The organism is Stutzerimonas kunmingensis, assembly GCF_900114065.1.
Taxonomy (GTDB): domain Bacteria; phylum Pseudomonadota; class Gammaproteobacteria; order Pseudomonadales; family Pseudomonadaceae; genus Stutzerimonas; species Stutzerimonas kunmingensis.
The window spans coordinates 96,990-121,529 of the sequence record NZ_FORS01000005.1 but is presented as its reverse complement, the minus strand read 5'-3'; the positions used below and the strand labels follow the sequence as shown (position 1 = coordinate 121,529).

Below are 24,540 nucleotides of genomic sequence, written 5' to 3'. Positions count from 1 at the left end.
CAGCGGGACGGGTCAGGGGTTTCGTCGTCAGCATTTACAAAACGTGACAGCCCTGTAGAACGCCCGGCCAGAGCGGCTAGGCACTAGGACCGTCGGTCGCCTGCGGCCGATCGCCGAGCAGATCCTCAACGTAGAGCATGCGCACCAGCACCATGCCGACAGCTGCCAGTGGCGTCGCCAGCAGCAGACCCAGGGTACCGGCCAGCAGGCCGAACAGAAGTTGCACGGCGATGGTCAGCGCCGGCGGAACCGAGACGATGCGCTGCTGCATCCACGGCGTGAACACATAACTTTCCAAGGCCTGGATGAACAGATAGAGCGCGGCGACGTAGAGCACCGTGCGCCCGCCCTCCAGCGATGCCAGCAGGAGCGCCGGTATCACCGCCAGCACCGGACCGATATTGGGAATGAACGACAGCAACCCGGCGATCAGGCCGAGCACCAGCGCCAGCTCGATGCCCAGCAACCACAGACCGAGCGTGGTCAGCACGCCGATCAGCAGCATTTCCAGCAGCTTGGCCAGCAGCCAGGCCCGCAACGTCGAGCCGCTTTCGTCGAGCACCTCCGCTGCGCGCGGTCGATAGCCCAGCGGAATCAGCTTCAGCAGCCCGCGTACGTATATCTTCGGATTGATGGCGAGGCAGATGCCGATGGCGAAGGCAATGGCGAAGCTGCTCAGCGCACCGACGATCGAGCCCATCACCTTGGTGACCACGCTGAACGCGCTAGAGCCGTCGGGCAGCGAGTCCTCCAGGCGTTCGCGCTGCTGCAGCAGTTCATTCGCCTAAGGCAACTGCTCGGCACGCTCACGCAGGCGCTCCACGGCCTCGGGCAGCGATTCGGAGAGCGCATCGGCCTGTTCGGCGATGCTCGGCGCGACCAGCCAGCCGCCGCCCCCCAGGCCGAGCAGCAAGAGCACGAAGAACACCGCCATGGACAGCTTGTAGGACAGCGCCGTCTTGCTGCAGAGCCAGCGGCTCACGCCGTGAATCAGCACACCGAAAAGAATCGAGGCGAACAGCAGCAGGATGAAATCGAACGCCAGCCAGGCGACGATGCTCAGCAGCACCACGACGGCCAGCACCGCAGCCTGCACAATCGTGCGATTGGCGACCGTCTTGGCATCGTTCTGCGGTGTCGACGTGGACATGATGCTCCCCCTCGCGAGTACAAGAGGTACGACAGACCGCGCCGCGCATTAATTCAGCTGTTGCCGCCAATCAGCGCAGCAGCTGCCAGAGCGAGGCGCCGACGCCGGCCATGCTCTCGCCCGCTACCAGGCCAGCCGCGGCGACAATCACGAAGCGCTCGCCGAGACTGCGCCAGCGTGACGCGAAGGCCCAGGCGAGCACGGCACCGAAGGTCATCATCAGCGAAATCGACGCCGGAATGATGAATGCCAGGCCGAGCGCCGCGGAGCTCGGCAACCAGCGCAGCCGGCGTTCGGACAGCAGCCCTTCCAGCATCCCGAGCAGCACGCCCGCGAGCGCGCCAGCGAGCATTGCCCAGCGAATGTCGGCAGCGAGCGCGCCGAGACCACCGGTCAAGGCTTCGGCCACGGCTTTCCAGGTAGCGACCGCCGGAGCCGGCCATTCGGGTGTGATCAGCATGCTCTGCGGATCGGGAATCAGCAGCTGATAGGCCAGTACGCCGACCACGCTGCCGAGCAGAATGCCGAAGCACTGCGCCAGCGCCTGACGCCCCGGCGCAGCGCCGATGGCATGCCCGACCTTGAAGTCGTTGAGCAGATCGGTGCACTGCCCCGCCGCGCCACCGGCGGTGTTGGCGCTCATCAGATTGACCGGCACCTGGCCCGGGGCGAACACGCCGAAGCTCAGCTGCGACAGCTGGCCGATGGCGCCGATCGGCGGAATCCCGGTCGCGCCGACCACCCGCGCGGCAACCATCGCCAGCAGCAGCGCCAGCGGAATCGACAGCGCTGCCAGCCAGGGGTCGATGCCGAACAGGCTGACCTGCAGCGCCAGCACCAGTCCTACCGACAGCGCAAAACCGGCCGCTGGCCAGCCGTGCGGGCGCCGCAGCACCGGCCGCCGGCGTGTCGTTGGCGAGCGTGAGCGCAGCAGGCGCAGGCCCAGCGAGGTCAGCGTCGCGCAGACCATCAGGCTCACGCCCGGCCACAACAGCCATTCGATCAGCGCGGCGAACTGCGGCCCCTGGGCTGCGGCCGGCAAGCGCACCAGTCCCTCGGCCAGCAGCCAGGGCGCGATCAGGCCCCAGGCCAGTACGGCGCCGAGCAGCAGCGACAGGCCGACGCGCAACCCGATGATGCCGCCGAAGCCGAGCAACAGCAGCGAGGGTTCGAAGCTGAACGTCAGGCGCTCAAGCTGCGCCGAAGGTGCCCAGCGCGGCAGCGTCCAGAAAAAGGTATCGACCAGTTTGCTCCCCGCGGCCAGCACGGCGGCACCGCCCAGTACCCAGAGCCGGCGCCCGGCCTCGGCGCCATGACTGTAGATCTGCTGCAACGTCGCCAGGGTCGCCATGCCCTCGGGAAAGCGCAGCCCCGACTCGACGATCAGCGAAGGTCGCAGGTACCAGGCCACCCAGATGCCGAGAAAGCTCACCGAGAACACCCAGGCCATCAGCGGCAGGCTGTCCAGCTGCTGACCGGTGAGCAGGGTATAGGCGGGAATCGGTGCCACCAGCCCGCCGGAGATGATCGAGGCGCAGGACGAGGCGGTGGTCTGGTTGATGTTGCTTTCCAGCAGCGACCAGCGCGGGCGGCCGAACGCGACGGCAATGCTCTGCCAGAACGCGAAGCCGATCAGCAGCGCGATGATCGACATATTGAACGACCAGCCGATCTTGAGGCCCGAGTAGACATTCGACGGTGCCAGCAGCGCACCCAGCAGCAGACCGGTGAGCAAGGCACGCAGGGTCAGTTCACGAGACGAAACGGCAGAGGTGGTCGCGATCATTCCCCTACCTTAGCAGCCGCCCGGTGCAAAAACGCGCGCCCTTTTCGATGCCTCGCGTTCACCCTGGCGGAGTTGTGCACGTGCTGGCTGGATAATGCCCGTTCGCCATCTCTCGGCTGAACTTCGCTGCAAGGTGCTGGTCGTTTAGTAACTTTTTAATCAATCACGCCCGACTGACTAGGTACCGAACATGGACGCGGAGCTTACACGGGACACATCCTCCCCAACTGTCACGCTGTTAACCGGCAATGAACTGCTTGGGTTGTTCTTTCGCCACTTTCTAGGCGAACAGGCGCAAGTCGAAGTTGCGCTGACCGGACTGCAATCACCGGACAATCGCGGAGCCGACCTGTTTCTGGTCGACGCCGGCCATAGCGAAGCCGAACAGATATCCAGCCTGATCGACCAGCTCGACGAGCACACACCGGTGGCGCTGGTGAATATCGTCCCCGAGCAGGCCGAGCAGCTGGTCGAACGACACCCGGTGATTCGCGGGGTGTTCTACAGCCACGCCACCCGCGAGCACCTGCTCGAGGGCATCCGCGTGCTGCTCAAGGGTGGCGACTGGCTGCCACGGGTCCTCACCGAGAGGCTGCTGGGCCAGTGGCGGCGCATGCGCCAGCTCGCTGAAACCAAGTCCAGCCTGACGCTGCGCGAGCGCGAGATCCTGAGCCTCGCCGGCAAGGGGCTGTCGAATGCGGAAATCGCCGAGCAGCTGTGCCTCAGCCCGCACACGATCAAGAGTCATATCCACAATCTGTTGCGCAAGATCGGCGCCTCCAATCGGGCCGAGGCGGCGTACCTGCTGCGCAGTCATCTCGACTGGGACAAGTCCTGTAGCGCTTGAGTAGCGTCCCGCAGCGACGGGCGGCCTAGCGGAACGGGACGTCACCGAGACGCTCTGGCACGGTGCGAAAGCGTCACGCCCGTGCCAGGCATTAATCCCGAGCGAATTGCTCGTGCTACGCCTTTTACATCATCCGATGGATGTTCAAGGGCGTCCGCCGCGTTCAAGAATCGCGACCACTGTCATCCGGTACATACCAATGGCCCGTTACGCCCTGCCCCGCGCCACATCACTGTCTGCCCTGGTTGCCTGCCTGGCCTGCGCGCCGCTGATGGCCGCCGACCTGATGGACAACGGCGATCTATCGCCCCTCGGCACCAGCACCACCACCTCCCAGCTTGCCGTTCATCTGACCGACGCCAGAGCCGCCTATATCCAGCAGCTCGGCCAGGGCAACCTCGCCGAGCTGACTCAGAACGGCCAGGCGTTGAGCGCGCAGATGCTGCAGCAGGGCGGCGATCAGGAAGCCTTTATCCTGCAGCACGGCGATAACCTGATGGCGGTCATCGAGCAGGTCGGCCAGGGCAACTACGCCGAAATCCGCCAGACCGGCAGCGACAACCAGGCCAGCATCAGCCAGTACGGCGCCTATAACGATGCGCGCATCGAGCAGACCGGCCAGGGCCTGCGCAGCGCGGTGACGCAATACGGCGTCGGCCAGCAGATCAATATCGTGCAGGGTCGCTAGCGATCAGGAGAGTTCATGTTCAAGCCTACGGCAATTGCCACCCTGCTCACTCTCGCCGCTACTCAGGCCGTGGCGCAGAACAGCATCGAACTGGAGCAGGTCGGCACGGACAATGTCGCCGAGCTGCAACAGACCGGCCTGGTCGAGTCCAGCACCATGGATGTCAGCCAGATCGGCAACCTCAACACCGCCAGCATCACGCAGATCGGCGAGGCCTACTTCAAGGTCGCCAACCTGCAGCAGATCGGTAACGCCAATGTCGCCACCATCGAACAGACCGGACGTACCAGCACGGTCGATGCCAGCAGCATCGGCAACGGCAACCAGATCACCGGCAGCCAGACCGCCTTCGTCACGGCACAGATCGAGCAGCGCGGCGACGACAACGTGCTGACCTTCGACCAGCAGGGCTACTTCGAAGGGTCGCGGATGAACGTGTCCCAGGACGGTCTGGGCAACCTGGCCGACATCTACCAGGGCGACGGCAATCGCATGAACATCGCCCAGGCCGGCACCTACAACATCGCCGAGATTCAGCAGAACGACTACCACAACGAACTCGACTTCACCCAGAGCGGCGACAGCAACCGGCTGACGGTCGACCAGAACGGCTTCGGCGGCCGCATCAGTGGCTCGTCGACCGGCAGCGGTAACAGCGTCGACATCGCCCAGAGCTTCATGTCCAACCAGGCCACGGTGATCCAGAACGGCAACGACAACCTGGCGAGCATCGAACAGGGCAATTACGGTCATCAGGCCACCATCACCCAACTGGGCAGCGCCAACGAGGCGATGATCCGCCAGAGCCTGCCGGCCAATGACTTCACCCGCCTGCCCGGCGTCGCGACGATCCACCAGAGCGGCACCGGCAACAGCGCCACCATCGTCCAGCAGTAGCGCAACCACCCTCCAGCCACGGACCGGCTTCAACGGAAACAGAACGGATGCTGACCATGACCCTCACCACCTGGCTGCTCGCAGCCACCCCCGCCCCTGCCGATGCACCGGTAGCCGTCAGTTTCGAGCTGCAACCGGCCGAGCAAAGCCGGCTTTCGCTCGCCCTGTGCTTCAAGGGCAGCGGGCAGCAGGTCCGCTTTCGTCTGAAGGTGCGCTCCAGTGGCAGGGCCGGCAATGCCCAGACCGCGCAGAGCGGCACGCTGATCGCCACCCCGACGCAGCAATGCCCGCTGAACAACCGCCTCGGCATCGCTGACGACACCCGTGTCGAGGCCGAGCTGCAGTGGTGGATCGACGATGCCGAGCAGCCGCCGATCCTGCGCAGCTACCCGGACGACGACGCCGATGTGGACGACGAAAGCGAGCCGGAACAGATCGCGTGAAGGCCGAAAGCGGACCGACGGCGCACCAGGTGGCGCTCGTTCAGCGCAGGTTCAGCTGGGGTTCAGGCAGGGTTCAGTGACGCCCGTTCAGGCTAGGGGCCGTCAGTATCCCGCTGCCTGAAAAGGAGTCACCGATGAAAAAACTCAGCACCCTGGCCCTGGCCCTGGCCACGTCCCTCGGCATCCTCAGCTTCGGCGCCCACGCCGCAGAGAACTTCGCCGGTCTCACCTGGGGCAAAACCACCGTTAATACCGATCGTTCCAGCGCCCTGAAGCAGAGCATGGGTGGCGAGAACCGTTTCGATGACACCATCAGGAACAGCGGCACCTGGGGTGTTCGCGCCGGCCAGATGACCGACGAGGGTCGTTACTACATGACCTACGAGAACGTCTCGGACGATTACGGCAGCACCTTCAAGCTGCGTCAGCAGAACCTTCTCGGCAGCTACGACCTGTTTCTCCCACTGGGTGTCACCACCCGCCTGTTCGGCGGCGCCAGCGCCGGCCTGACCAAGCTGGAGAACGAGTCCAGGGGCTACAGCCGTGACAGCGACATCGGTTACCTGGTCGGCCTGCAGGCCGGTATCCTGCAGAAGCTCGGCGACAACACTTCGGTGGAAGCGGGCTACCGCTACCTGCGCAGCAACGCCGGTACCGAAGTATCCGAGCGCGGCGTCGGCAAGCTCGGCTCGATCGACCTGCACAGCAGCAAGCAGGCCTATCTGGGTCTGAACTATCACTTCTGATGGCGTTACGCTGACAGAACGTTGAACGACGGCCAGGGCGAGAACCTGGCCGTTTTTGCACGGGGAGCAAGCCAATGAAAGTGCTGGTGGTGGAAGACGAGGCGCTGCTGCGCCACCACTTGCAGACCCGACTCGGCGAAAGCGGGCATGTCGTCGACGCCGTGCCCAACGCCGAGGAAGCGCTGTTTCAGACCCACGAATTCAACCATGACCTGGCCGTCATCGATCTCGGCCTGCCGGGCATCAGCGGGCTGGACCTGATCCGCCAGCTGCGCAGCCGCGGCAAGAGCTTCCCTATTCTCATCCTTACCGCGCGCGGCAACTGGCAGGACAAGGTTGAAGGCCTGGCCGCGGGCGCCGACGACTACGTGGTCAAGCCGTTCCAGTTCGAGGAACTGGAAGCCCGGTTGAACGCTCTGCTGCGCCGTTCCAGCGGCTTCACCCAGGCCACCATCGAAGCCGGCCCGCTGCTGCTCGACCTCAATCGCAAGCAGGCCACGGCCAATGGCGCGCCGCTGGCGCTGACCGCCTACGAATACCGCATCCTCGAATACCTGATGCGTCATCAGCAGCAGGTGGTGGCCAAGGAGCGCCTGATGGAGCAGCTCTACAGCGGTGACGAGGAGCGCGATCCGAACGTGATCGAAGTGCTGGTCGGCCGGCTGCGGCGCAAGCTGGAGGCGCAGTGCGCGATGAAGCCCATCGAAACCGTGCGCGGCCTAGGCTATCTGTTCACCGAGCGCTGCCGATGAATCGACGCTGGCGCCGTCTGCAAGCGCGCGTGCGCCACCGACTGAGAGGTGCCATGTCGCTGCGCCTAAGGCTGATGCTCGGCGCCGCAGGCCTCGCCGCGCTGTTCATGCTGGCCCTGCTGCCGGCGCTGCAGGGCGCTTTCAGCCTGACCTTCGAACGCGTCATCGAGCAACGCCTGGCCGCCGATGCCAGCACCCTGATCACTGCCGCCCATGTCGAAGACGGCCGGTTGCTGATGCCCGAGCGGATGCCGGACGAAGAATTCAACCTGCCCGACGCGCAGTTGCTCGGTTTCATCTACGACCGCCGCGGCGAGCTGGTCTGGCATTCCCGCTCGGCCGCCGACGAGCGCATCGACTACCGCCCGCGTTACGAGGGCCGCACCAGCGAATTTCTGCGCACCCGCGATGCGGCGGGACTCGAGTACTTCGTCTACGACGTCGAACTGCAGCTGGCCGGCAGCCGCGACAACGCCTTCAGTTTCGTCACCATGCAGCCCACCAGCGAATACCTGAGCCTGTTCGACGAGTTTCGCCGGCAGCTCTACCTGTGGCTCGGCAGCGGCCTGCTGGTGTTGCTGATCCTGCTCTGGCTCGGCCTGACCTGGGGCTTTCGCACGCTGAAACGCGTCAGCGCCGAGCTCGATCAGGTCGAAGGAGGCCAGCGCCAGCACCTGAGCGACGAACACCCCCGCGAGCTGCTGCGCCTTACCCGTTCGCTCAACCGCCTGCTGGACAGCGAACGGCGCCAGCGCGAGCAGTACCGCAATTCGTTGGGCGACCTGGCGCATAGTCTGAAAACACCGCTCAGCGTGCTGCAGGGCGTCGGCGAAACCCTCGCCGCGCAGGCGCAGAGCCGCGAGCCGGCGCAGGTGATGCAGGCGCAGATCGAACGCATGAGCCAGCAGATCGGCTACCAGCTGCAGCGCGCCAGCCTCGGCAAGAGCGGTCTGGTGCGACACCGGGTCGAACTGAAGCCATTGCTGATCAGCCTCTGCAGCACGTTGGACAAGGTCTACCGCGACAAACACGTGCAGGTCGAGATGCAGCTCGCCGAGCCGTGTCTGGTGCCGATGGAACAGGGCGCGCTGATGGAGCTGCTCGGCAATCTGCTGGAGAACGCCTACCGCCTGTGCCTGCAGCAGGTGCGAATCAGCGCCAGCCATCACGAAGGCGACCTGCTGCTCGGCGTCGAGGACGACGGCCCGGGTGTGCCGGTCGGCCAGCGCGAGCGCATCATCCGCCGCGGCGAGCGCCTCGATGGCCAGCACCCCGGCCAGGGCATTGGCCTGGCGGTGGTCAAGGACATCCTCGACAGTTACGGTGGCGAGCTCAGTCTCGGCGAGTCGGCGCTCGGTGGCGCGGCTTTCCGCATCCGGCTGCAGGCCGACTGACCGAACGGCACTCCCGCACGGCCCTGGCCGCTGTTAGAGTTCGCTGCCGAGCTATCTGCAGCCCATTGGAGGGCGCATGTCACTGGATGACCGCAAGAAACTCGTCCGTCAGCACATCGACCTGACCTGGAACCGCGGGCGCCTGGCGCTGGCCGAGCACCTGCACAGCAAGGATTTTCTCTACAAGAGCTCCTTCATCGGCCGGCCGCTCGCCAGCGCCGAGTTTCTCGACATGGTCCGGCAGATCCGCCACGCCATGCCGGAACTGGAAGTGGTGGTCGAGGAATGCATCGCCGAAGGCAACCGGGTGGTCACCTGGAGCACGCTGATCGGCACCATCGAGCAGCCGGCGTTCGGCTATCCGCCCAGCGACAAGGTGCTCAGCATTTCTGCCATGGCCTTCTGGAGCATCACCCCGACGCAGCAGGTGCAGGAAATCTGCACGATGTTCGACATGGAAAGCTTTCGCGCGCAGCTGGGCCTGGATACCCGGCCCTACGCCGAGAAAGCCCTGCCCTGATCCCATCGCTCACCACAGCCAGCCCAGCCAGAGCAGCGCCACCAGCAGCCAGGCGCTTAGGGTCAGGGCGCCGCGTTCCCACTGCCGATTCCAGCACCGTTCGCGTGCCCGCCAGCGGTTCCGCTCGAGCTGCATCCCGGGTACGGGCAGTGGCGGCTGGCGCAGCAGGCGGGTGAGATACAGCGATGCCGACAGTGCCGGATTGGGCAACTGCGCCAGCCGCGACGGCACCCTCCAGCCACGGCGCAGAGCCAGCAGCGTCAGACCCAGAGCTGCCAGCAGCGGCCAGAGCGCTGACCACAGGCCCGCGGGATACACCCCAGCCAGCAGCGCTTCGCGCATGGTCGGCCAGAACCAGGGCACGGATAGCGACGCCATGCTGAGCAGCGCCCACGGCAACCACTGGCCGAGCGGCGCGCGTGCACTGGCGTGCTGCTGGTCGCGCCACATCAGCCAGAGCGCACGCCAGAGCAGCAACGCGGTGGCGAAGCTGGCCAGGGTCAGCCAGGGCAACCAGGCGACGAAGGCGCTTTCATGCCAGGCCTCCTTCAGCAGGTACTTCATTGCCGCGCCGCTGGTGAACGGCGCGCCCATGATCGCCAGCGCCGGCAGCATCAGCAGCACCCAGCCCAGACGCGACAGCCGCCCTTCGTGGACCATCCCGGCGGCGAGGAACAGCGCGCCCTTGGCCAGCCCGTGATGCACGCCGAACAGCACCAGCACCGTCAGCAGCGCCGCAGACGGCGCCTCCGGGCTCCAGGCCAGCGCCAGGATCATCAGCATCCAGCCCATCTGGCTCACCGAGGACCAGGCCAGCACTGCCTTGGACTTGGCCGCGCACAGCCCCAGCGCAGCCGCATAGAGCGCGCCGAACAGGCCGGCGATCAGCAGCGGCGTGCTCCAGGCCGCCAGCGTCGGATCGCTCTCCGGCAGGCAGCGCCAGATGCCGAGAATGCCGGCCTTGAGCATCGCCCCGGAGAGTACCGCGCTGGCGGGTGCCGGGGCCTGCGGATGGGCCAGCGGCAGCCAGACGTGCAGCGGCCAGAACCCAGCCTTCAGGCCGAGCCCGAGCACCAGCAGGGCCAGGGTCAGGTGGTCGATCGGCTGCGCCTGCCAGGTGGCGAAGTCGAAGGCCTGTTCGGTGCTGTGACTGCGCAGCAACAGCCCGGCGAGCAGCAGCATCTCGCCGCAGATCGCCAGTTGCAGATAGAGGCGTCCGGCCCGCCGCGGGCCCGGTCCACCGCGCTGCACGATCAACCCATAGGCCGCGAGGCTCATGGCGCTGAAGCCGAGGTAGAAGCTCAATGCGTCGGTGGCGATGATCAGCAGCAGATTGCCGGCCAGCGCCAGTTGCCAGAACGCCCAGAAGCGCAGCCGCTTCCGATCGGTGGCCAGGCTGCTGTTGGCAAAGGTCGCCGCGCAACTCCAGAGCACGGCAGTAAAGCCCAGCCAGGTGCGGGTCAGCGTATCGCTGGCGCCCCAGCGCACACCCTCCCAGAGCCACGGCAACTCCAACGCTGGCGGCGGTTGCAGCGCTGCCAGCAACGCCGGCGCACAGGCTAGCCACAGCCACGGCAGGCTGCGTTCGCGCAGCCACAACAGCAGAACGCCGCCGAGCAACGGTGCGAAAGGCACCAGCAGCCAGAGCCAGGCGTTCATATGGCGAACTCCCGCTCGACGATCAACTGGCTCCAGCCCAGCGGGCTGAGCGCGGTGGCCGCCAGCAGGCCGACCAGCAGCGACAGCAGCGCCGTGATCAGCGGCGGCAGCAACAGCATCCAATGGGTTTCGAAACGCTCATCGACCCAGCGGTTCTGGTGCCAGTCCGCCGGCTCAGCGAACCAGCCCCGCCACAGCAGCGGCAGGAAGTAGGCGGCATTCAGCAACGCCGAACCGAGCAGCACCAGCAGCACCCAGTCCTGACCGACCTCCAGCGCGCCGAGGCCGAGCGTCCATTTGCTGATGAAGCCGGCAATCGGCGGAATGCCGATCATGCCCAGCGCCCCGATGGAGAAAGCCGTCATGGTCCAGGGCATGCGCCGGCCGACGCCGTCCATCTCGCGGATGCGGTGAATGCCCAGAGTCTCGGCGAAATTGCCCGCACAATAGAACAGCGTGACCTTCATCAGCCCCTGATGGACCAGATGCACCAGGCCGCCCACCGCCGCGATCGGCCCGAGCAGCGCGACGCCAAGCGTCACGTAGGACACCTGGCTGATGGTCGAGTAGGCCAGGCGCCTCTTCAGCTCCTGCTGCTGCAAGGCGCGCAGCGAGCCGTAGAGGATGGTCGCCGCCGCCAGCCAGAGCAGCGGCGTGGTGAGATCCAGTTGCGTCAGCGCCTCGGCGCCGAAGACGTCGTAGACCACCCGCACGATGCCGAAGGCCCCGGCCTTGACCACCGCCACCGCGTGCAGCAAGGCGCTGACCGGCGCCGGGGCGACCATCGCCTGCGGCAGCCAGCCGTGCAGCGGGATCAGCGCCGCCTTCACGCCAAGGCCGAGAATCAGCAGGGCGAAGGCCACGCGCAGCCCGAGGTCATGCTCGCCGACTACGTCCAGCAGGTAGCCGGCCGCCTGGAAATCCGGCGTGCCGGCCAGGCTGTGCAGCAAGGCCACGCCCATCAGCACCAGCGACCCTCCACCGACGGTGTAGGCCAGATAGACGCGCCCCGCGGCGAGCGACTCCGGCGTGCCGCGATGCACCACCAACGGAAAGGTGGCCAGGGTCAACAGTTCGTAGAACAGCAGGAAGCTGACCAGATTGCCCGCCAGCGCCAGGCCCACCGTGGCGCTGACGCAGAGGCTGAAGTAGCCGAAGAAGCGCGATCGCAGCGGCGAGTTTTCCAGGTAGCCGATGGCATAGATCGTCGTCACCGCCCACAGCAGCGATGACAGCGCGACGAACAGCAAGGCCAGCGCATCGGCCTGCAGTACCAGCGGCACGCCCGGCAACAGTGGCACGCTGAAGCGGTACTCGCTGCCCTGGCTGACGCCATAGAGCATGCTGCCGACCAGCACCAGCTTGAGCGTCACGCCGAGCAGGTTGAGGGTCACACGCAGGCGCTGCTGGTCCTCGCGCAGACCGAAGATCACCAGGCCCGGCAGCAGCGAGCTGAGCACGATGCCCAATGGCAGAAACGCATGCCAGCTCATCGCCCGAGCCCTCCCAGCCAGAGCAACAGCGGCTCGCTGATAAGCGCCAGCCCCCAGACCAGCAGCGCCGGCAGCAACGCCAGCCACTGCGCCAGACGGTCGGCATGAATGCTCGGTGGATTCGGCCGGGCACGGTCGAATCCATGGGCGACGACGCGAAACACGTAGGCCGCCGACATCAGCGTGCCGAGCAATGCGCCCAAGGCCCAGGGCCAGTGCTGCGGCCGTTCGAACAGCGGCTGCAACAACAGCCACTTGGCCAGGAAACCGCCACTGGGCGGCAAGCCGATCAGGCTGCCGCCGGCCACGGCGAACGCCGCCAGGGCGATCGGCACGTTCTGACTCGCGCCTTTCATGCCGCTCACCCGTTTGCTGCCGAGAATGCTCTGCAATTCGCCAGCCGCGAGGAACATCGAGACCTTGGCCAACCCGTGGGCCAGCACGAACAGCCACAGGGCCGCATGCAGGCGCGGTTCGTCCAGATGCAGCAACAGCCCCAGCGCCAGCAGCGCGTAGCCCAGCTGGGCTACCGTCGAGTAGGCCACCAGCGTCTTCAGTCGCGGCGCGCGCAGCGCCGACCAGCCGCCGCCGACCAGCGCCAGCACACCGGCGGCGCCGAACAGCAGGCCGGCGTCGCGGCCGAATTCAGCCGGGGCAATCTCGCTCCAGATCAGCCAGAGGATGTACAGCGGCCCCTTGACCACCAGTGCCGAGAGCAGCGCGCTGACCGCAGTCGGTGCCGCGGCGTGGGCCGGCGGCAACCACAGGTGCAGCGGCCACAGCGCGGCCTTGAGCATCAGCCCGAGGGTCATCAACAGCAGCGCCAGATAAGTCACGCCATCGGCTTCGGTCAGTTGCGCCAGCATGGCCAGATCGAGCACGCCGTAGCGCCCGTAGATCAGCGCCACACCGAGCAGATAGGCCAGTGAGCCGGCCAGCGACAGCAGCAGGTAGTTCAGCGCCGGCTTCCAGGCCTTGCGCCCCGCCAGCGACACCAGCGCCACCGCGACCAGGCTGAGCAACTCCAGCGTCACGTAGAGGTTGAACAGGTCTGCCGACAGCCACAGCGCGGCCAGTGCCGCGTGCAACAGGCAGGACAATGGCCAGTAATCCTGATTCCCGGCGGCATGTGCGATGCGCGCCGCGTACAGCGCCACCAGCAGGTGCAATCCGGCAGTGAACACCAGCAGCAGCGCGGCCAGCGGGGTCAGGCGGAAACGGATCGCCAGCCCCGCCTCCCAGCCACCGACCAGCAGGCTTCGCTCGCCATGATCGAGCACCACCTGCAGCGCCATGATCGCCGCCAGAAGCGCGCCCAGGCTAAGCGCGATCACCCAGCGGCCGCTGCGCGCCGGGCGCAGCAGGATCAGCAGCAAGGCACCGGCCAGCGGCAGCAGCAGGCTGACCAGGGCGGCGTTCATCGCTCTTGCGCCTTCGAGGTGGCCAGCGCACTGCTCAGGCGCAACGCCAGGGCGGTCGCACTCACCGCCACCACCAGCCCGGTGACCACCAGCGCCACCAGCAGCGGATCGCTCGGGGCGTGACGCGCCGCCAGGGCGATCATCACCAGAAACACGCCGCTGCCCATCAGATTGATGGCGATGATCCGCCGCAGCGCATGGCGCAATGTGAGCAACCCGTGCAGGCCGAGCAGCCAGAGGGCGAAGCCGACGGCGATCCAGAACAGCGTGACGCTCATGACTGCGGCTCCGGGTCGTCGCCGATCACCAGCAGGCTCAGGCTCGCGGCGATGGACAGCGTCGCCGCGGCCTCGATGACGACGATCAGCGGCTTGGCCCAGCCGGTCGGGTACTGCAGCCAGCCATCGCCAAACCAGGCGCAGGCTGCCGCCACCGCGACGAACAGCAGCAGGCCGACCAACACCAGCAGACGCAGCGGCCAGAAGCCCCAGCGCAACGCCGGCAACGCACCGGCCAGACGCAGCAGGACGATGCCGGAGGCCAGCAGCGCGCCGGCCTGGAAGGCACCGCCGGGCGAGGCGGCACCACGCCAGAGCACATAGCCGCCGGCCAGCACCAGCAGCGGCGCGAGTGTTCGGCCCCAGGCGCGCAGCATAGGCCAGGGCTCGCTCAGCTGCGGCTGCAGCGATCCGAGCTGCCGTGCACCGAGCAGGGCCAGGAGCAGGACGGCCAGCTCGAGCAAGGTGTCCCAGGCGCGGAAATTGAGCAGCACCGCCGTGACCGGATGCTCGACGCCGCTCTGCGCCAGCGCGGCATCGATCTGCGTCGGCACGCTCGGTTGCAGTTCGGCCAGCGGCGCTAGCTGCGGCAACACCATCAACAGGAGCGGCAGCACCACCGCCACCGCGGCCAGACGCCGGCGGCGCGACAGCTGCGGCTCGCTGCCGGCCCGTGGCTGACGCGCCAGCGCGGCGAACAGCAGCACACCGGTCAGCCCGGCGCCGATGGCCGCCTCGGCCAGCGCCAGGTCGGCCGCGCCCAGCCGCGCCCAGACCAGCGCCAGCACCAGCCCGAAAGCAATGAACAGCAACACGCCGGCATACAGCTGGCGCACATGCAGCGCGCCACCGGCCAGACCGAGCAGCAACAGGCCGAGGACCGCATCCAGCAGCCAGTCAGTCATCGCCGTCCTCCTCGTCGGATTGACGTGCCAGCAGCTGACAGGCGGTGGCGCCGGAGGCCAGCACCAGCAGCCAGATCAGCAGCATCTGCGCGACTTCCAGCACCCCGCCGGCGCGCAGCGAAAGGCCGGCGACCACCAGGCCGAGGCCGAGGGTGTCGGCCTTGGTCAGCGCGTGCAGGCGACTCAGGGTATCGGGAAAGCGCAGCAGACCGATGCTCCCGGCGGCGAAGAACCCCAGCCCACCGGCCAGCAGCAGCCAGCTGAAGAAGTCGAGCAGTTCACTCATGGCGGCTACGTCGCAGCAGCTGTACCAGCGCGGCGCTGATCATCGCCGCCAGCAGCGCCAGCACCAGCGCCGCATCGCGCAGTGCCGGCGCGCCCTGCCACTGCGCCAACACCAGCAGCAGCGCCGCGCCGGTGGTGCCGAACAGCTGCACTGCAAGCAGCCGGTCGACCCGCCGCGGGCCGAGCAGTACGCGCCACAGGCCGATGATCAGGGTCAGCAGCAGAAGTGCACAGAACACTGCCATCAAGGCCGCCCCTCCGCGCCAAGCAGCCGCTCCAGGCGCAGTTCCAGTTCGGCCACGGTGGCTTGCCAGGGCAGGCGTTCATCCAGCACGTGCACACGCATCTCGTCGGCATCGACTCGCGACGCCAGGGTCCCGGGCAACAGCCCGACCATCGCCGAGAGCAACAGGCGCACCCGCGGCGACTGGCTGGTGAGCGGATAGGGATGCCACGCCGGCTGCAGCGGACAGCGTGGCTGCAGCGCACGCCGCGCCACATCCCAGCCACCGAGCAGCATGTGCTTGAGAAAGAAGCCGAGAAACGCCGGCAGCGCCGCCAGGCGCATGGCCATCGGGCGCAGGCCGAGCCAGAGGCTCAGCGCGATGGCCAGGGTGATCGTCGGCACACCCAGCACCCAGCCCTGTCCGGCAGCGAACAGCGCCCAGAGTGCGGTATAGAGCAGTGACCAGAAGAGTGCGTCGGTGGCTCCGCGACGCCATGCGGCCTGTGTCATCACAACCTCCTTGGCATTCCGATCTTTGTTACAAGTCGAGGCCAAGAGTTCGCCGCTGTCCACCAAACACCGCGAAGAGCCTTGTATCAGCAGATTGCCGTTCGGCCTGGCCAGCGGCGCTGCACCGCCTGTTTCTCCCAGCTGCGGCCCGCGGCAGGATCAGCACAGGTGTCTCAGGAACCAGTCGCCGGCCAGCCGCGCCACCTCCTCCAGCGTGCCGTGTTCCTCGAACAGGTGCGTCGCCCCCGGTACCACCACCAACTGATGCACGCACTGCAGACGGGCAGCAGCGGCACGGTTGAGTTCCAGCACCTCGAGGTCGCCGCTGCCGACGAGGAACAGCGAAGCCGCCTTGACCCGCGCCAGCGACAGATCCGCCAGGTCGACCCGGCCGCCACGGGAAACCACCGCGGCGATGTCCGCCGGCCGCGAGGCGGCGGTGGTCAGTGCCGCGGCGGCGCCGGTGCTGCTGCCGAACAGGCCGATGCGCAGATCGTGCAAGCGCGCATCGCTGCTCAGCTGGTCGACCACGCCGCTGAGGCGCTGGCTGAGCAGCGGGATGTCGAAGCGCAGCTGCCGGGTGATCTCGTCGATGGGCTGCTCGTGCTTGGTGAGCAGATCGAAGAGCAGGGTCGCCAGTCCCATTTCGTTGAAGCAATGCGCCACGCTGCGGTTGCGCGGGCTGTGCCGGCTGCTGCCGCTGCCGTGGACGAACACTACCAGGCCGGTGGCCGCGGGCGGCAGGCACAGCTCGCCATGCAGACGTGCCTTGCCGAGCGTGAAGCGCATGGGTGTCGCCGCAAGCGCGGTCATGCCGCCTGCCCTCCCTGGGTCCACGCGCGCTGTAGCAGCTCCACCACCTGGCGGTCGGGGGTCTGCTCGAAATGCTCGTACCAGCGACCGATGGCATACAGGTCATGGGGTACATGCAGGCAAACGACGCGATCCGCCAGTTTTTCCAGCTGCGCGATGCTCTGCGCAGCCGCCACCGGCACCGCAACGGTGATGCACGTCGCGCCCAGGTGGCGCACCGCCTGCACCGCGGCGCGCATGGTCGCGCCGGTCGCCAGCCCGTCGTCCACCAGGATCACGGCACGCCCGGCGATGAGCGGCGGCGGTCGTTCACCGCGATAGGCCTGTTCGCGCCGCTGCAGCTCGTGGGTTTCCTGGGCGATGGTGCCGTCGATCTCGGCCCTGGAGACGTGGATGTACTGCACGATGTCGTCGTTCATCACACGCACGCCGCCGCTGGCGATGGCGCCCATGGCCAGTTCGCGATTGCCCGGCGTGCCGAGTTTGCGCACAACCAGAATGTCCAGCTCAAGGCCCAGCCGCTGTGCCACCTCGAATGCTACCGGCACACCGCCGCGCGGCAATGCCAGGACCAGCGTATCGCGCCAGTCGGCATCCTCCGCCAGGCGCTCGGCCAGCGCCGCACCTGCCTGGACTCGATCGAAAAAGGGGATCTTGAAGGTCATGGCAGGCTCCTTGGTTCCGGCACGGGCTGTATTGGAGTCTGGCTCAAGAATCGAGTGCCGGCAGGCCATCTGCGACGAACAACCCGTTTGACTGCCGGGCTTCGCGCACCGCCGATCGGAACGGATGTGGCCAAGATTACAAATTCGTTGCCGCCGACTCTCTGACGCCATTAAAGTGCCATCACCCGCTACCGATAACCCGGGCAGACCCGTCGAATGTGCGCCCACTGCGACGGCGGCCAATGCCTGGGATGGATGACCAATGACCGAGAAGAACAACAAACCGGCGCCATGGCGTATGCGCAGCACCCTGCTGATGACGGTCAGCCTGCTGTTTCCCTCAACTCCCGTGCACGCGGCCGAACACCTGACGCTGCTAACCTGGGAGGAATACCTCAGCGAAGCGGTGATCGAACGCTGGCAAGCCGAAACCGGGGTCGAGATCAGGCAGATCTACTTCGATAGCGGCGACAAGCGCGACGAAGTCCTCGCCAAGCCCGAGCATCAGATCGATATCGCCCTGACGGAGCTGATCAGCGCCTCGCGCTTTGGCGCCCGCGGCCTGCTGGACCCGATCGACGACAAGCAGCTGCCGACGCTGCGTCATGTCCCGCAACGCTGGCGCAACAGCTGCGGGCGCTACGGCGTGCCCTACCTGTGGGGCACGCTCGGCATCGCCTATCGCAGCGACCGCCTGGAAAGCGCGCCACGATCCTGGAAGGACCTGCTGCAACCGGCTCGCGCCGACGAGCCACACATCATCATGATGGAGGATCACGAGGACATCCTCGCCAGTCCGCTGATCCTGCAGAACCATTCGATCAACACCTCGAACAACGACGAACTCAAGGCCGCCTTCGACCTGCTCATGACCCAGTCCAGCGCCGTGCTGACCTACGAGTACGTGATCACCTCACTGCGCAGCCAGCGCTACCTCGACCAGGCCGACATGGCCCTGGCCTACAGCGGCGACCAGCAGGTGCTCAACGAAGTCGAAGGGGTCGACGGCGGGCCCTGGCGCTACGTGGTGCCCGAAGAGGGCACGCTGCTCTGGGTCGATTGCCTGTCGATACCGACCGGCACCGCGAAGAAGGCGCTGGCGCGGCGCTTCCTCGACTTCCTCCAGCAGCCGGAAATCGCCGCCCTGAATGCCGCCGATCTGGGCGTCGCCACACCGAACGCTGCGGCGCAGGCCCTGCTACCGGCGGATATCCGCGCGGATTCGACCATCTACCCGCCGGAAGCGGTGCTTGAGAGAAGCCAGGTCTACGAGACGCGACCGCTGGAGGGCACGCAGACGCGGCGGCGCATCATCAGTGCACTGATCAACGCCCATGACGCTAGGTAAACGCACGCTGCTGGTGATCTTTCCGGTCATTCTGATCATCCAGCTGGTTGCCTCGACCACCGCCTACCTGACCCAGCGCGCCTCGCTGCTGGGGCTGGAGCAGGCGCGCCTGGAGCAGCAGCTCTCGGCGCTGACCTCCGCCTACCTGGACTATGAGGCGTTCAATCGCAGCGTGCTCTACTCGATCATGGATAGCGAGGCGCTGCTGCTGTTCCTGCGCGAGTCGGACACCGACTTTCGCAACGACACCCTCGGGCTGCGCATCCAGCAGAGCATCCGCTCGCTATCCAATACCGAGCTGACCTTCGTTTCCCTCGCCGTCGTGCAGCCCGATGGCAGGCCGGCCTACTACTTCGAAAGCAGCCTGTCGCCATTCGCCTCGATGAATGCGAGCCAGCAGCGTATCGTCAGCGAAGCCAGACGGTCTTCGGCATCCGGCAACACCCTCTACGTCGAGCAGGCCAATGACGACCCGCTGCTGATGAACACCGACTTCATCCTGCCGGCCTCCAGCAGCCGGCCACTGCCAAGCCAGCGCGCCGAGGCCTTCGCCATTCAGCTGGCGGTGCGCCCGGAGCGCTTCCTCAAGCTCAAGCGCAGCCTGGAAAGCGAATACGGTGCGCCTGTCGAAATCTCCGACGAGCCGTTGCCGGCGGTCGCCGGGTTGTCCGCCGGGGTTTCGCTGTCGCGTTCGCTGCATGCTCGGCTGACACCGGCGTCGCACTACACCGCCGAGCGCCTGCAGACCCTGGGGCTCGCCTTCATCGCCGGCGGCGCGCTTATTTGCCTGATCTCCATCGGCCTGCTGCTGTGGCTGATCCGCCGTTCCATTACCGGCCCCATCAGCCAGCTGGACGACCAGCTCACCGACCTGCTGCTGTGCAAGCGCGACGCGCTCGACGAGCCGACCGATGGCGGCGAGATCGGCCGGCTGACGGTGAACATGAAGACCCTGCACGACCGCAACACCGAAGCGCTGCAACGCATCCGCGAAATATCCTGGGAGGACAGCCTGACCCAGGTCAGCAATCGGGCGCACTTCGGCGTGCTGGCCAATGCCATGTACGAGCAGTGCATGCGCACGCACAAGCGGCTGGCACTGCTGTTTCTCGATCTGGACAACTTCAAGCAGGTCAACGATCAACACGGCCACGAGGCCGGCGACGCTCTACTGCGAATCTTCGCCCAGCGTGCCCGCGGCGTGCTCGAACGGCATCGCACCGACTACCCGCAGACGGAAACGGCCCTGGCGCGCCTGTCCGGCGACGAGTTCGCCATCCTGCTGCTGAGCGAAACCGGCGACGGCGGCCTGCAGCAACTGTGCGACGCGCTGCTCGGCCTCTGCCGCGGCGGGTTTCGTCTGGAGGATCGCCTGTATCCGGTCAGCGTCAGCATCGGCACCGCCTGCTACCCGGAAGATGCGGACTCGATCACCCAGCTGCTCACCCGCGCCGACACCGCCATGTACCAGGCCAAGGCCGAGGGCAAGAACACCGCGGTGGCCTTCAGCGGCGAGCTGGAGCGACGCAACGAGCGAATCCGCCTGATCGAAGACCAGCTGCGCGAGCTCGACGGCGACGACCAGCTGCGCCTGGTCTACATGCCGGCGCTGGATCGCGAAGGCGCAGTGGTCAGTTGCGAAGTGCTGCTGCGCTGGCATTCACCGATCCTCGGGACGGTATCGCCCGGCGAGTTCATCCCCATCGCCGAACGCGCCGGGCTGTTCCGGAAGATCGACAGCTGGGTCATCGATCATGCCCTGGCGGAGTACCCGAAGCTGGTGCAGCTGTTCGGCGAAGGCGTGCTGCTGGCGATCAACGTGTCCTCCGCGCAGCTCAACGACGACCGCATCTGCCGCTATCTGGTCGAGCGCGCCGCCCATCACGGCGTCGAGCCGGGCAGGATCGAGATCGAGCTGACCGAAACCTACGCCGCCGAGCTGTGCAAGAACACCATGGAAGTGGTCCAGGCGATTCGCCGCGCAGGCTTTCGCGTGGCCATCGACGATTTCGGCGTCGGCTATACCTCGATCCAGCAGCTGCTCGAGTACCCTGCCGACACCATCAAGCTGGACATGGCGATTATCACCCGGCTGACCCGCCCGGAGATGCAGCAGAGCCTGAGCGCCCTCATCGCCTTCTGCCACGCCCAGGGCAAGCGCGTGAATGCCGAGGGCGTCGACAACATGGAAAAGCAGTCGGCACTGCTGCAGGCCGGCTGCGACCTGTTCCAGGGCTACCTGATCTCGCCGCCGCGCTCGCTGGCGGCACTGGAGGACTGGATGGCGGTACGCAACCGCGCCCAGGGCGCGCTGCGTCTGGAGCCGCTGCCGCCATCGGCTAGCCCGCTAGCCAACCCGGCCGCAGTCAGCAGCGACTACTAGATGGAATCTTCCTCGGCAGCGCCGGCGGGATTGGCGCGCGTCGACATGGCGAGGATTTCCGGCACCACGTCGCGCGCGAACACATCGTGCAGCCGGCGCAGCTCGGCGAACGGGCCGGGATGATGGTCGACGCGGATATCCCACAGCGGGTATTCCTCGTTATCGACCACATACACCGTTGCCGATGACTCGCCATGGCGATCGCCGCCCTGGGCATCGCCGGCGGCGATCGACTCCATCAAACGCTCCACCAGCGGCAGGTGTGCGCTGCGCTCATAGGCTTCGCAGGCGGCCTCCAGCACCTCGCGCCCCTTGAGCCGGTTACCCTGCACACAGAACTGTTCGCCGGCGATCGAGCCGGCCCAGGGCAGGCACTTTTCCCCGGTCCAGCAGGACGTGCGGCCCTTGCTGTCGATCACCGCGCACTGGCGCTGGCTCATACAGGGATCGGTGCGCCGCAGCCGCTCCAGCACCTCGGCCGCCGGGCTGAACTGGCGCAGGAAACGCAGGCCGTCGATACCGAGGTACGGATTGATCTGCGCCTGGGTCGCCACCGCCCCGACATGGGCCGCCGCGTGGGTCAGCAACTTGCCCACCGCGGGCATCGCCGTGGCCGCGGCCACGCCGAACTGACCGGTGCGCGGGCAGCGGGCGATGATGGAAAAGGTCATGGGTGTGCTCTCTGGATTCGTCAGGAGTTAGGCCGATGCAGAGGGATAAACGTTCCGGTGAGCGTTTGCGAGCCCGTCGACAGCGTACCGACGAATGGCTGTGACGCCTCGCACCTTGTCACCGCACCAGTGCTAGCACATTGCCAAAGGGATTTGTAGACTCGCCACCGCTCGGCACGCCTGCAAGGAACGGCAACGCGACCGGCGAAACGGCCAGGCACGATTCCCAGCCAAGCATCAGCAGGATCCGACACATGGAAGCGTCCGAATACCTACCCCGCCCCGCCGGCACCCGGCCGCATCGCCTGCAGCCGATTGCTGAAGCAACAGCACACATTCGCCCCAAGCCCGACCACAGGGACCTGTGACTCGGCGTCATTGATCGAGAACCCGATATGAAGAAGCATTTGATGGCCGCGCCTTTGATTGGCCTGAGCATCCTGTTTAGCGGCTGCGCTACAGAGCAGTCGCGTACGCTGGAGGTCGCCAAGGTGACTTCGGCACAGAGCGTCTACCATGGCCAGCGCAGCCCGATTGCGGTGGGCAAGTTCGACAATCGTTCGAGCTACATGCGCGGCTTGTTTTCCGATGGCGTCGATCGCCTCGGCGGCCAAGCCAAGACCATCCTGATCACTCATTTGCAGCAGTCGAACCGTTTCAACGTCCTCGACCGCGACAATATGTCCGAGATTGCCCAGGAAAGTGCCATCGCGGCCAGACGCGCAAACCTGCGCAGTGCGGATTTCGTCGTCACGGGCGACGTTACCGAATTCGGCCGCAAGGAAGTCGGCGATCATCAGCTGTTCGGCATCCTGGGCCGAGGCAAATCCCAGATCGCCTACGCCAAGGTCAACCTGAACATCGTCAATGTCAGTACCTCCGAGGTGGTTTATTCAGCACAGGGCGCTGGTGAGTACAGCCTTTCCAACCGTGAAGTCATCGGCTTCGGCGGCACCGCCAGCTATGACTCGACGCTCAATGGCAAGGTGCTGGATCTGGCCATCCGCGAAGCGGTGAACAACCTCGTCACCGGCGTCGACAGCGGCGCATGGCGCCCCGTGCAATAACCCTCAAGGACGAGAACGATGAATACCTATCTGAAAACCGGCGCGCTCGCAGTCGCACTGCTGTCGCTCGCCGCCCTGACTGGCTGTGCCAGCCAACCGAAAACCCTCTACCACTGGGCCGGCTACGAAGAGCAGGTCTATGAGCACTTCAAGAACGAAAAAGGCCCGCAGGAACAGATCGCCGCACTGGAAGCCAGCCTGCAGCAGGCCCGCGCGCGGGATGTGACGCCGGCACCGGGCTTTCACGCCCACCTCGGCATGCTCTACGCCGAAGTTGGCAAGGGCGATCAGGTTCGCCAGCAGTTTGAAACCGAGAAAACCCTGTTCCCAGAGTCCGCGCCCTACATGGACTTTCTGATGCGCAACTTCGAGAAATAAGAGGCCATGATGCCAAACATCAGTCTGAAAACCCTGCTGGTGCTCGCTGCCCTGAGCGTGCTCGGCGGCTGCGCGACACCGACACCCTACGACTACAGTGCATTCGAGCGGAACAATCCGGCATCGATTTTGGTATTGCCCCCGGTCAATCGCTCACCGGACATCAAGGCCAGCTACAGCGTGCTCTCGCAAGTCAGCTACCCGCTCGCCGAAGCCGGCTATTACGTGCTGCCGGTGGCTGTGGTGGACAAGACGTTCAAACAGAACGGCTTGATGAATGCCGACGAGATGCACATGGCCCCGCCGGCGAAACTTCGCGAGATTTTCGGCGCGGACGCAGCCCTGTATATCGAGGTCACCCGTTACGGCAGCAGCTACAAGGTACTGACTAGCGAAGTCGCAGTGGAAGCGCACGGCAAGCTCGTCGACCTGCGCAGCGGCGACCTGCTCTGGGAAGGGAAGGCGCTGGCCAGCTCGGCGGAAAACCAGAACCAGAGCAGCGGAGGCCTGGTGGGCATGCTCATCACCGCAGCCGTCAACCAGATCGTCAACACCCTCAGCGATCGCGGCCATGAGATCGCTGGCATCACCAGCCGTCGCCTGCTGACTGCCGGCATCCCTAACGGCATTCTCAGCGGGCCCCGCTCGCCGCAACACCCGAGCCGGTTGGCCAGCCGCTAACCAGGTGTCATGCGGGCGGCCGCGTAGAGAACGCTCAGCCGCCCTTGCCGCTCAACCCTGGCGCAGCGAAAGGCCCTTGAGGAAATTGCGCAGCAGCTGATCGCCGCAGGCGCGGTAGTTGCTGTGGCCGGGCTTGCGGAACAGTGCGCCGAGTTCGGATTTCGACAGCTGCAGGTCGGCGGCATGCAGGATCGCCTGCAGGTCTTCGTCGCGCAGCTCGAAGGCCACCCGCAGTTTTTTCAGGATCTGGTTGTTGCTGACCGGCAGCTCCAGCGGCGGTGCCGGACGGCTTTCGTCCTTGCCGCGCTTGAAGTAGATCAGCCCGTCGAGAAAACGCGCCATCGCTTCGTCCGCGCATTCCTGATAGCCGTCCTCGTCCTCGCGACTGAGCCAGGCGCGAACCTCGGCCTCGTCCACCGTGCAGCCACCCAGGGCGGCAATTTCGGCCATCTGTGCATCACTGGCCTTGAGGGTGTAGCGCAGGCTGCGCAGGACGTCGTTATTGAGCATGTTCGCTCCTCACTGAGAAAAGGC

At 66.2% G+C, this 24,540-nt stretch carries 26 protein-coding genes and 1 pseudogene; 13 read left to right on the top strand and 14 right to left on the bottom strand.

Annotated features, from left to right (window positions below; translation table 11 throughout):
* Positions 1-76: 76 nt before the first annotated feature.
* Together BM275_RS13950 and BM275_RS13945 are read right to left on the bottom strand one after the other, a co-directional pair.
* Positions 77-1,150, bottom strand: a pseudogene (locus BM275_RS13950) (AI-2E family transporter).
* A gap of 70 nt (positions 1,151-1,220) precedes the next feature.
* Positions 1,221-2,936 carry an OPT family oligopeptide transporter gene (locus BM275_RS13945; protein WP_090521837.1) on the bottom strand — a complete coding sequence of 572 codons (1,716 nt, stop codon included), beginning with the start codon at positions 2,934-2,936 and terminating at the stop codon, positions 1,221-1,223.
* Between the two features lie 262 nt (positions 2,937-3,198).
* Here BM275_RS13945 and BM275_RS13940 point away from each other — a divergent pair, with 262 nt between their 5' ends.
* The 8 genes from BM275_RS13940 (at position 3,199) to BM275_RS13905 (ending at position 9,223) form a co-directional block, all read left to right on the top strand.
* Positions 3,199-3,783 (top strand): helix-turn-helix transcriptional regulator, encoded by a 585-nt coding sequence (locus tag BM275_RS13940; protein ID WP_041015247.1) that lies wholly within the window; start codon positions 3,199-3,201, stop codon positions 3,781-3,783.
* A 199-nt stretch (positions 3,784-3,982) separates the two neighbouring features.
* Positions 3,983-4,471, top strand: a complete 489-nt coding sequence (locus tag BM275_RS13935) for a curli production assembly protein CsgB (RefSeq protein ID WP_090521836.1) — start codon at positions 3,983-3,985, stop codon at positions 4,469-4,471.
* 15 nt (positions 4,472-4,486) lie between these two features.
* The gene (locus BM275_RS13930; RefSeq protein ID WP_090521834.1) at positions 4,487-5,368 is read left to right on the top strand and encodes a hypothetical protein; all 882 of its coding nucleotides are present in this window, start codon (positions 4,487-4,489) and stop codon (positions 5,366-5,368) included.
* 47 nt (positions 5,369-5,415) lie between these two features.
* Positions 5,416-5,811, top strand: coding sequence for a hypothetical protein (locus BM275_RS13925; protein WP_014821864.1), 396 nt, complete (start codon positions 5,416-5,418; stop codon positions 5,809-5,811).
* A gap of 134 nt (positions 5,812-5,945) precedes the next feature.
* A complete protein-coding gene (locus BM275_RS13920) occupies positions 5,946-6,557 on the top strand; it encodes an outer membrane beta-barrel protein (RefSeq protein ID WP_090521832.1) in 612 nt (203 codons plus the stop codon).
* A 74-nt stretch (positions 6,558-6,631) separates the two neighbouring features.
* Positions 6,632-7,309 carry a response regulator gene (locus tag BM275_RS13915; protein ID WP_014821866.1) on the top strand — a complete coding sequence of 226 codons (678 nt, stop codon included), beginning with the start codon at positions 6,632-6,634 and terminating at the stop codon, positions 7,307-7,309.
* Positions 7,306-8,703, top strand: a complete 1,398-nt coding sequence (locus tag BM275_RS13910) for an ATP-binding protein (RefSeq protein ID WP_090521830.1) — start codon at positions 7,306-7,308, stop codon at positions 8,701-8,703. Before BM275_RS13915 ends, BM275_RS13910 begins: the two co-directional genes overlap by 4 nt.
* 76 nt (positions 8,704-8,779) lie before the next feature.
* Positions 8,780-9,223: a ketosteroid isomerase-related protein gene (locus BM275_RS13905; RefSeq protein ID WP_044315835.1), complete on the top strand. Its 444-nt coding sequence runs from the start codon at positions 8,780-8,782 to the stop codon at positions 9,221-9,223.
* Positions 9,224-9,232: 9 nt separating this feature from the next.
* On the opposite strand, the gene BM275_RS13900 is transcribed toward BM275_RS13905, so the two are convergent.
* From BM275_RS13900 to BM275_RS22320, 10 genes are all read right to left on the bottom strand, one after another.
* Complete coding sequence (locus tag BM275_RS13900) at positions 9,233-10,882, bottom strand: complex I subunit 5 family protein (protein ID WP_090521829.1); 1,650 nt, start codon at positions 10,880-10,882, stop codon at positions 9,233-9,235.
* A complete protein-coding gene (locus tag BM275_RS13895) occupies positions 10,879-12,375 on the bottom strand; it encodes a complex I subunit 5 family protein (RefSeq protein WP_090521827.1) in 1,497 nt (498 codons plus the stop codon). Before BM275_RS13895 ends, BM275_RS13900 begins: the two co-directional genes overlap by 4 nt.
* Positions 12,372-13,796: a complex I subunit 5 family protein gene (locus tag BM275_RS13890; RefSeq protein ID WP_090521825.1), complete on the bottom strand. Its 1,425-nt coding sequence runs from the start codon at positions 13,794-13,796 to the stop codon at positions 12,372-12,374. Before BM275_RS13890 ends, BM275_RS13895 begins: the two co-directional genes overlap by 4 nt.
* Positions 13,793-14,074 (bottom strand): NADH-quinone oxidoreductase subunit K, encoded by a 282-nt coding sequence (locus BM275_RS13885; RefSeq protein WP_090521823.1) that lies wholly within the window; start codon positions 14,072-14,074, stop codon positions 13,793-13,795. Before BM275_RS13885 ends, BM275_RS13890 begins: the two co-directional genes overlap by 4 nt.
* Positions 14,071-14,979, bottom strand: coding sequence for a hydrogenase subunit MbhD domain-containing protein (locus BM275_RS13880; protein WP_023444517.1), 909 nt, complete (start codon positions 14,977-14,979; stop codon positions 14,071-14,073). The genes BM275_RS13885 and BM275_RS13880 overlap by 4 nt, the downstream gene beginning before the upstream one ends.
* Positions 14,972-15,265: a cation:proton antiporter gene (locus BM275_RS13875; protein WP_014821872.1), complete on the bottom strand. Its 294-nt coding sequence runs from the start codon at positions 15,263-15,265 to the stop codon at positions 14,972-14,974. The genes BM275_RS13880 and BM275_RS13875 overlap by 8 nt, the downstream gene beginning before the upstream one ends.
* Positions 15,258-15,509, bottom strand: coding sequence for a monovalent cation/H+ antiporter complex subunit F (locus BM275_RS13870; RefSeq protein WP_044314691.1), 252 nt, complete (start codon positions 15,507-15,509; stop codon positions 15,258-15,260). The genes BM275_RS13875 and BM275_RS13870 overlap by 8 nt, the downstream gene beginning before the upstream one ends.
* A complete protein-coding gene (locus tag BM275_RS13865) occupies positions 15,509-16,000 on the bottom strand; it encodes a Na+/H+ antiporter subunit E (RefSeq protein WP_090521821.1) in 492 nt (163 codons plus the stop codon). The genes BM275_RS13870 and BM275_RS13865 overlap by 1 nt, the downstream gene beginning before the upstream one ends.
* Positions 16,001-16,159: 159 nt before the next feature.
* Positions 16,160-16,813, bottom strand: a complete 654-nt coding sequence (locus tag BM275_RS22325) for a dienelactone hydrolase family protein (RefSeq protein WP_023444515.1) — start codon at positions 16,811-16,813, stop codon at positions 16,160-16,162.
* Positions 16,810-17,478, bottom strand: a complete 669-nt coding sequence (locus BM275_RS22320) for a phosphoribosyltransferase (protein WP_208607464.1) — start codon at positions 17,476-17,478, stop codon at positions 16,810-16,812. Before BM275_RS22320 ends, BM275_RS22325 begins: the two co-directional genes overlap by 4 nt.
* A gap of 262 nt (positions 17,479-17,740) precedes the next feature.
* Between BM275_RS22320 and BM275_RS13855 the strand changes: the two genes are divergently transcribed.
* On the top strand, positions 17,741-18,826 hold the full coding sequence (locus BM275_RS13855) for an ABC transporter substrate-binding protein (RefSeq protein ID WP_090521819.1): 1,086 nt from the start codon (positions 17,741-17,743) through the stop codon (positions 18,824-18,826).
* Positions 18,813-21,209, top strand: coding sequence for a putative bifunctional diguanylate cyclase/phosphodiesterase (locus BM275_RS13850; RefSeq protein WP_090521817.1), 2,397 nt, complete (start codon positions 18,813-18,815; stop codon positions 21,207-21,209). The genes BM275_RS13855 and BM275_RS13850 overlap by 14 nt, the downstream gene beginning before the upstream one ends.
* On the opposite strand, the gene BM275_RS13845 is transcribed toward BM275_RS13850, so the two are convergent.
* On the bottom strand, positions 21,206-21,880 hold the full coding sequence (locus tag BM275_RS13845; RefSeq protein WP_090521814.1) for a DUF1028 domain-containing protein: 675 nt from the start codon (positions 21,878-21,880) through the stop codon (positions 21,206-21,208). The genes BM275_RS13850 and BM275_RS13845 overlap by 4 nt on opposite strands.
* Positions 21,881-22,275: 395 nt before the next feature.
* On the opposite strand from BM275_RS13845, the gene BM275_RS13840 reads away from it, so the two are divergent.
* From BM275_RS13840 to BM275_RS13830, 3 genes are read left to right on the top strand one after another with little or no spacing between them, the layout of a single operon-like run.
* On the top strand, positions 22,276-22,947 hold the full coding sequence (locus BM275_RS13840; RefSeq protein ID WP_090521812.1) for a CsgG/HfaB family protein: 672 nt from the start codon (positions 22,276-22,278) through the stop codon (positions 22,945-22,947).
* An 18-nt stretch (positions 22,948-22,965) separates the two neighbouring features.
* Positions 22,966-23,325: a DUF4810 domain-containing protein gene (locus tag BM275_RS13835; protein WP_090521810.1), complete on the top strand. Its 360-nt coding sequence runs from the start codon at positions 22,966-22,968 to the stop codon at positions 23,323-23,325.
* A gap of 9 nt (positions 23,326-23,334) precedes the next feature.
* Positions 23,335-24,006 carry a DUF799 domain-containing protein gene (locus tag BM275_RS13830; RefSeq protein WP_090521808.1) on the top strand — a complete coding sequence of 224 codons (672 nt, stop codon included), beginning with the start codon at positions 23,335-23,337 and terminating at the stop codon, positions 24,004-24,006.
* A 51-nt stretch (positions 24,007-24,057) separates the two neighbouring features.
* Here the strand turns inward: BM275_RS13830 and BM275_RS13825 are convergent, their stop codons facing one another.
* Positions 24,058-24,516, bottom strand: coding sequence for a YehS family protein (locus BM275_RS13825; RefSeq protein ID WP_090521806.1), 459 nt, complete (start codon positions 24,514-24,516; stop codon positions 24,058-24,060).
* Positions 24,517-24,540 lie beyond the last annotated feature (24 nt).

Bases quoted from the DNA above. Each gene is read 5' to 3' on its own strand.
- BM275_RS13945 (WP_090521837.1), bottom strand. From the start codon at position 2,936: ATGATCGCGACCACCTCTGCCGTTTCGTCTCGTGAACTGACCCTGCGT.
- BM275_RS13935 (WP_090521836.1), top strand. From the start codon at position 3,983: ATGGCCCGTTACGCCCTGCCCCGCGCCACATCACTGTCTGCCCTGGTT.
- BM275_RS13930 (WP_090521834.1), top strand. From the start codon at position 4,487: ATGTTCAAGCCTACGGCAATTGCCACCCTGCTCACTCTCGCCGCTACT.
- BM275_RS13925 (WP_014821864.1), top strand. From the start codon at position 5,416: ATGCTGACCATGACCCTCACCACCTGGCTGCTCGCAGCCACCCCCGCC.
- BM275_RS13920 (WP_090521832.1), top strand. From the start codon at position 5,946: ATGAAAAAACTCAGCACCCTGGCCCTGGCCCTGGCCACGTCCCTCGGC.
- BM275_RS13915 (WP_014821866.1), top strand. From the start codon at position 6,632: ATGAAAGTGCTGGTGGTGGAAGACGAGGCGCTGCTGCGCCACCACTTG.
- BM275_RS13910 (WP_090521830.1), top strand. From the start codon at position 7,306: ATGAATCGACGCTGGCGCCGTCTGCAAGCGCGCGTGCGCCACCGACTG.
- BM275_RS13905 (WP_044315835.1), top strand. From the start codon at position 8,780: ATGTCACTGGATGACCGCAAGAAACTCGTCCGTCAGCACATCGACCTG.
- BM275_RS13900 (WP_090521829.1), bottom strand. From the start codon at position 10,882: ATGAACGCCTGGCTCTGGCTGCTGGTGCCTTTCGCACCGTTGCTCGGC.
- BM275_RS13895 (WP_090521827.1), bottom strand. From the start codon at position 12,375: ATGAGCTGGCATGCGTTTCTGCCATTGGGCATCGTGCTCAGCTCGCTG.
- BM275_RS13890 (WP_090521825.1), bottom strand. From the start codon at position 13,796: ATGAACGCCGCCCTGGTCAGCCTGCTGCTGCCGCTGGCCGGTGCCTTG.
- BM275_RS13885 (WP_090521823.1), bottom strand. From the start codon at position 14,074: ATGAGCGTCACGCTGTTCTGGATCGCCGTCGGCTTCGCCCTCTGGCTG.
- BM275_RS13880 (WP_023444517.1), bottom strand. From the start codon at position 14,979: ATGACTGACTGGCTGCTGGATGCGGTCCTCGGCCTGTTGCTGCTCGGT.
- BM275_RS13875 (WP_014821872.1), bottom strand. From the start codon at position 15,265: ATGAGTGAACTGCTCGACTTCTTCAGCTGGCTGCTGCTGGCCGGTGGG.
- BM275_RS13870 (WP_044314691.1), bottom strand. From the start codon at position 15,509: ATGGCAGTGTTCTGTGCACTTCTGCTGCTGACCCTGATCATCGGCCTG.
- BM275_RS13865 (WP_090521821.1), bottom strand. From the start codon at position 16,000: ATGACACAGGCCGCATGGCGTCGCGGAGCCACCGACGCACTCTTCTGG.
- BM275_RS22325 (WP_023444515.1), bottom strand. From the start codon at position 16,813: ATGACCGCGCTTGCGGCGACACCCATGCGCTTCACGCTCGGCAAGGCA.
- BM275_RS22320 (WP_208607464.1), bottom strand. From the start codon at position 17,478: ATGACCTTCAAGATCCCCTTTTTCGATCGAGTCCAGGCAGGTGCGGCG.
- BM275_RS13855 (WP_090521819.1), top strand. From the start codon at position 17,741: ATGACCGAGAAGAACAACAAACCGGCGCCATGGCGTATGCGCAGCACC.
- BM275_RS13850 (WP_090521817.1), top strand. From the start codon at position 18,813: ATGACGCTAGGTAAACGCACGCTGCTGGTGATCTTTCCGGTCATTCTG.
- BM275_RS13845 (WP_090521814.1), bottom strand. From the start codon at position 21,880: ATGACCTTTTCCATCATCGCCCGCTGCCCGCGCACCGGTCAGTTCGGC.
- BM275_RS13840 (WP_090521812.1), top strand. From the start codon at position 22,276: ATGAAGAAGCATTTGATGGCCGCGCCTTTGATTGGCCTGAGCATCCTG.
- BM275_RS13835 (WP_090521810.1), top strand. From the start codon at position 22,966: ATGAATACCTATCTGAAAACCGGCGCGCTCGCAGTCGCACTGCTGTCG.
- BM275_RS13830 (WP_090521808.1), top strand. From the start codon at position 23,335: ATGCCAAACATCAGTCTGAAAACCCTGCTGGTGCTCGCTGCCCTGAGC.
- BM275_RS13825 (WP_090521806.1), bottom strand. From the start codon at position 24,516: ATGCTCAATAACGACGTCCTGCGCAGCCTGCGCTACACCCTCAAGGCC.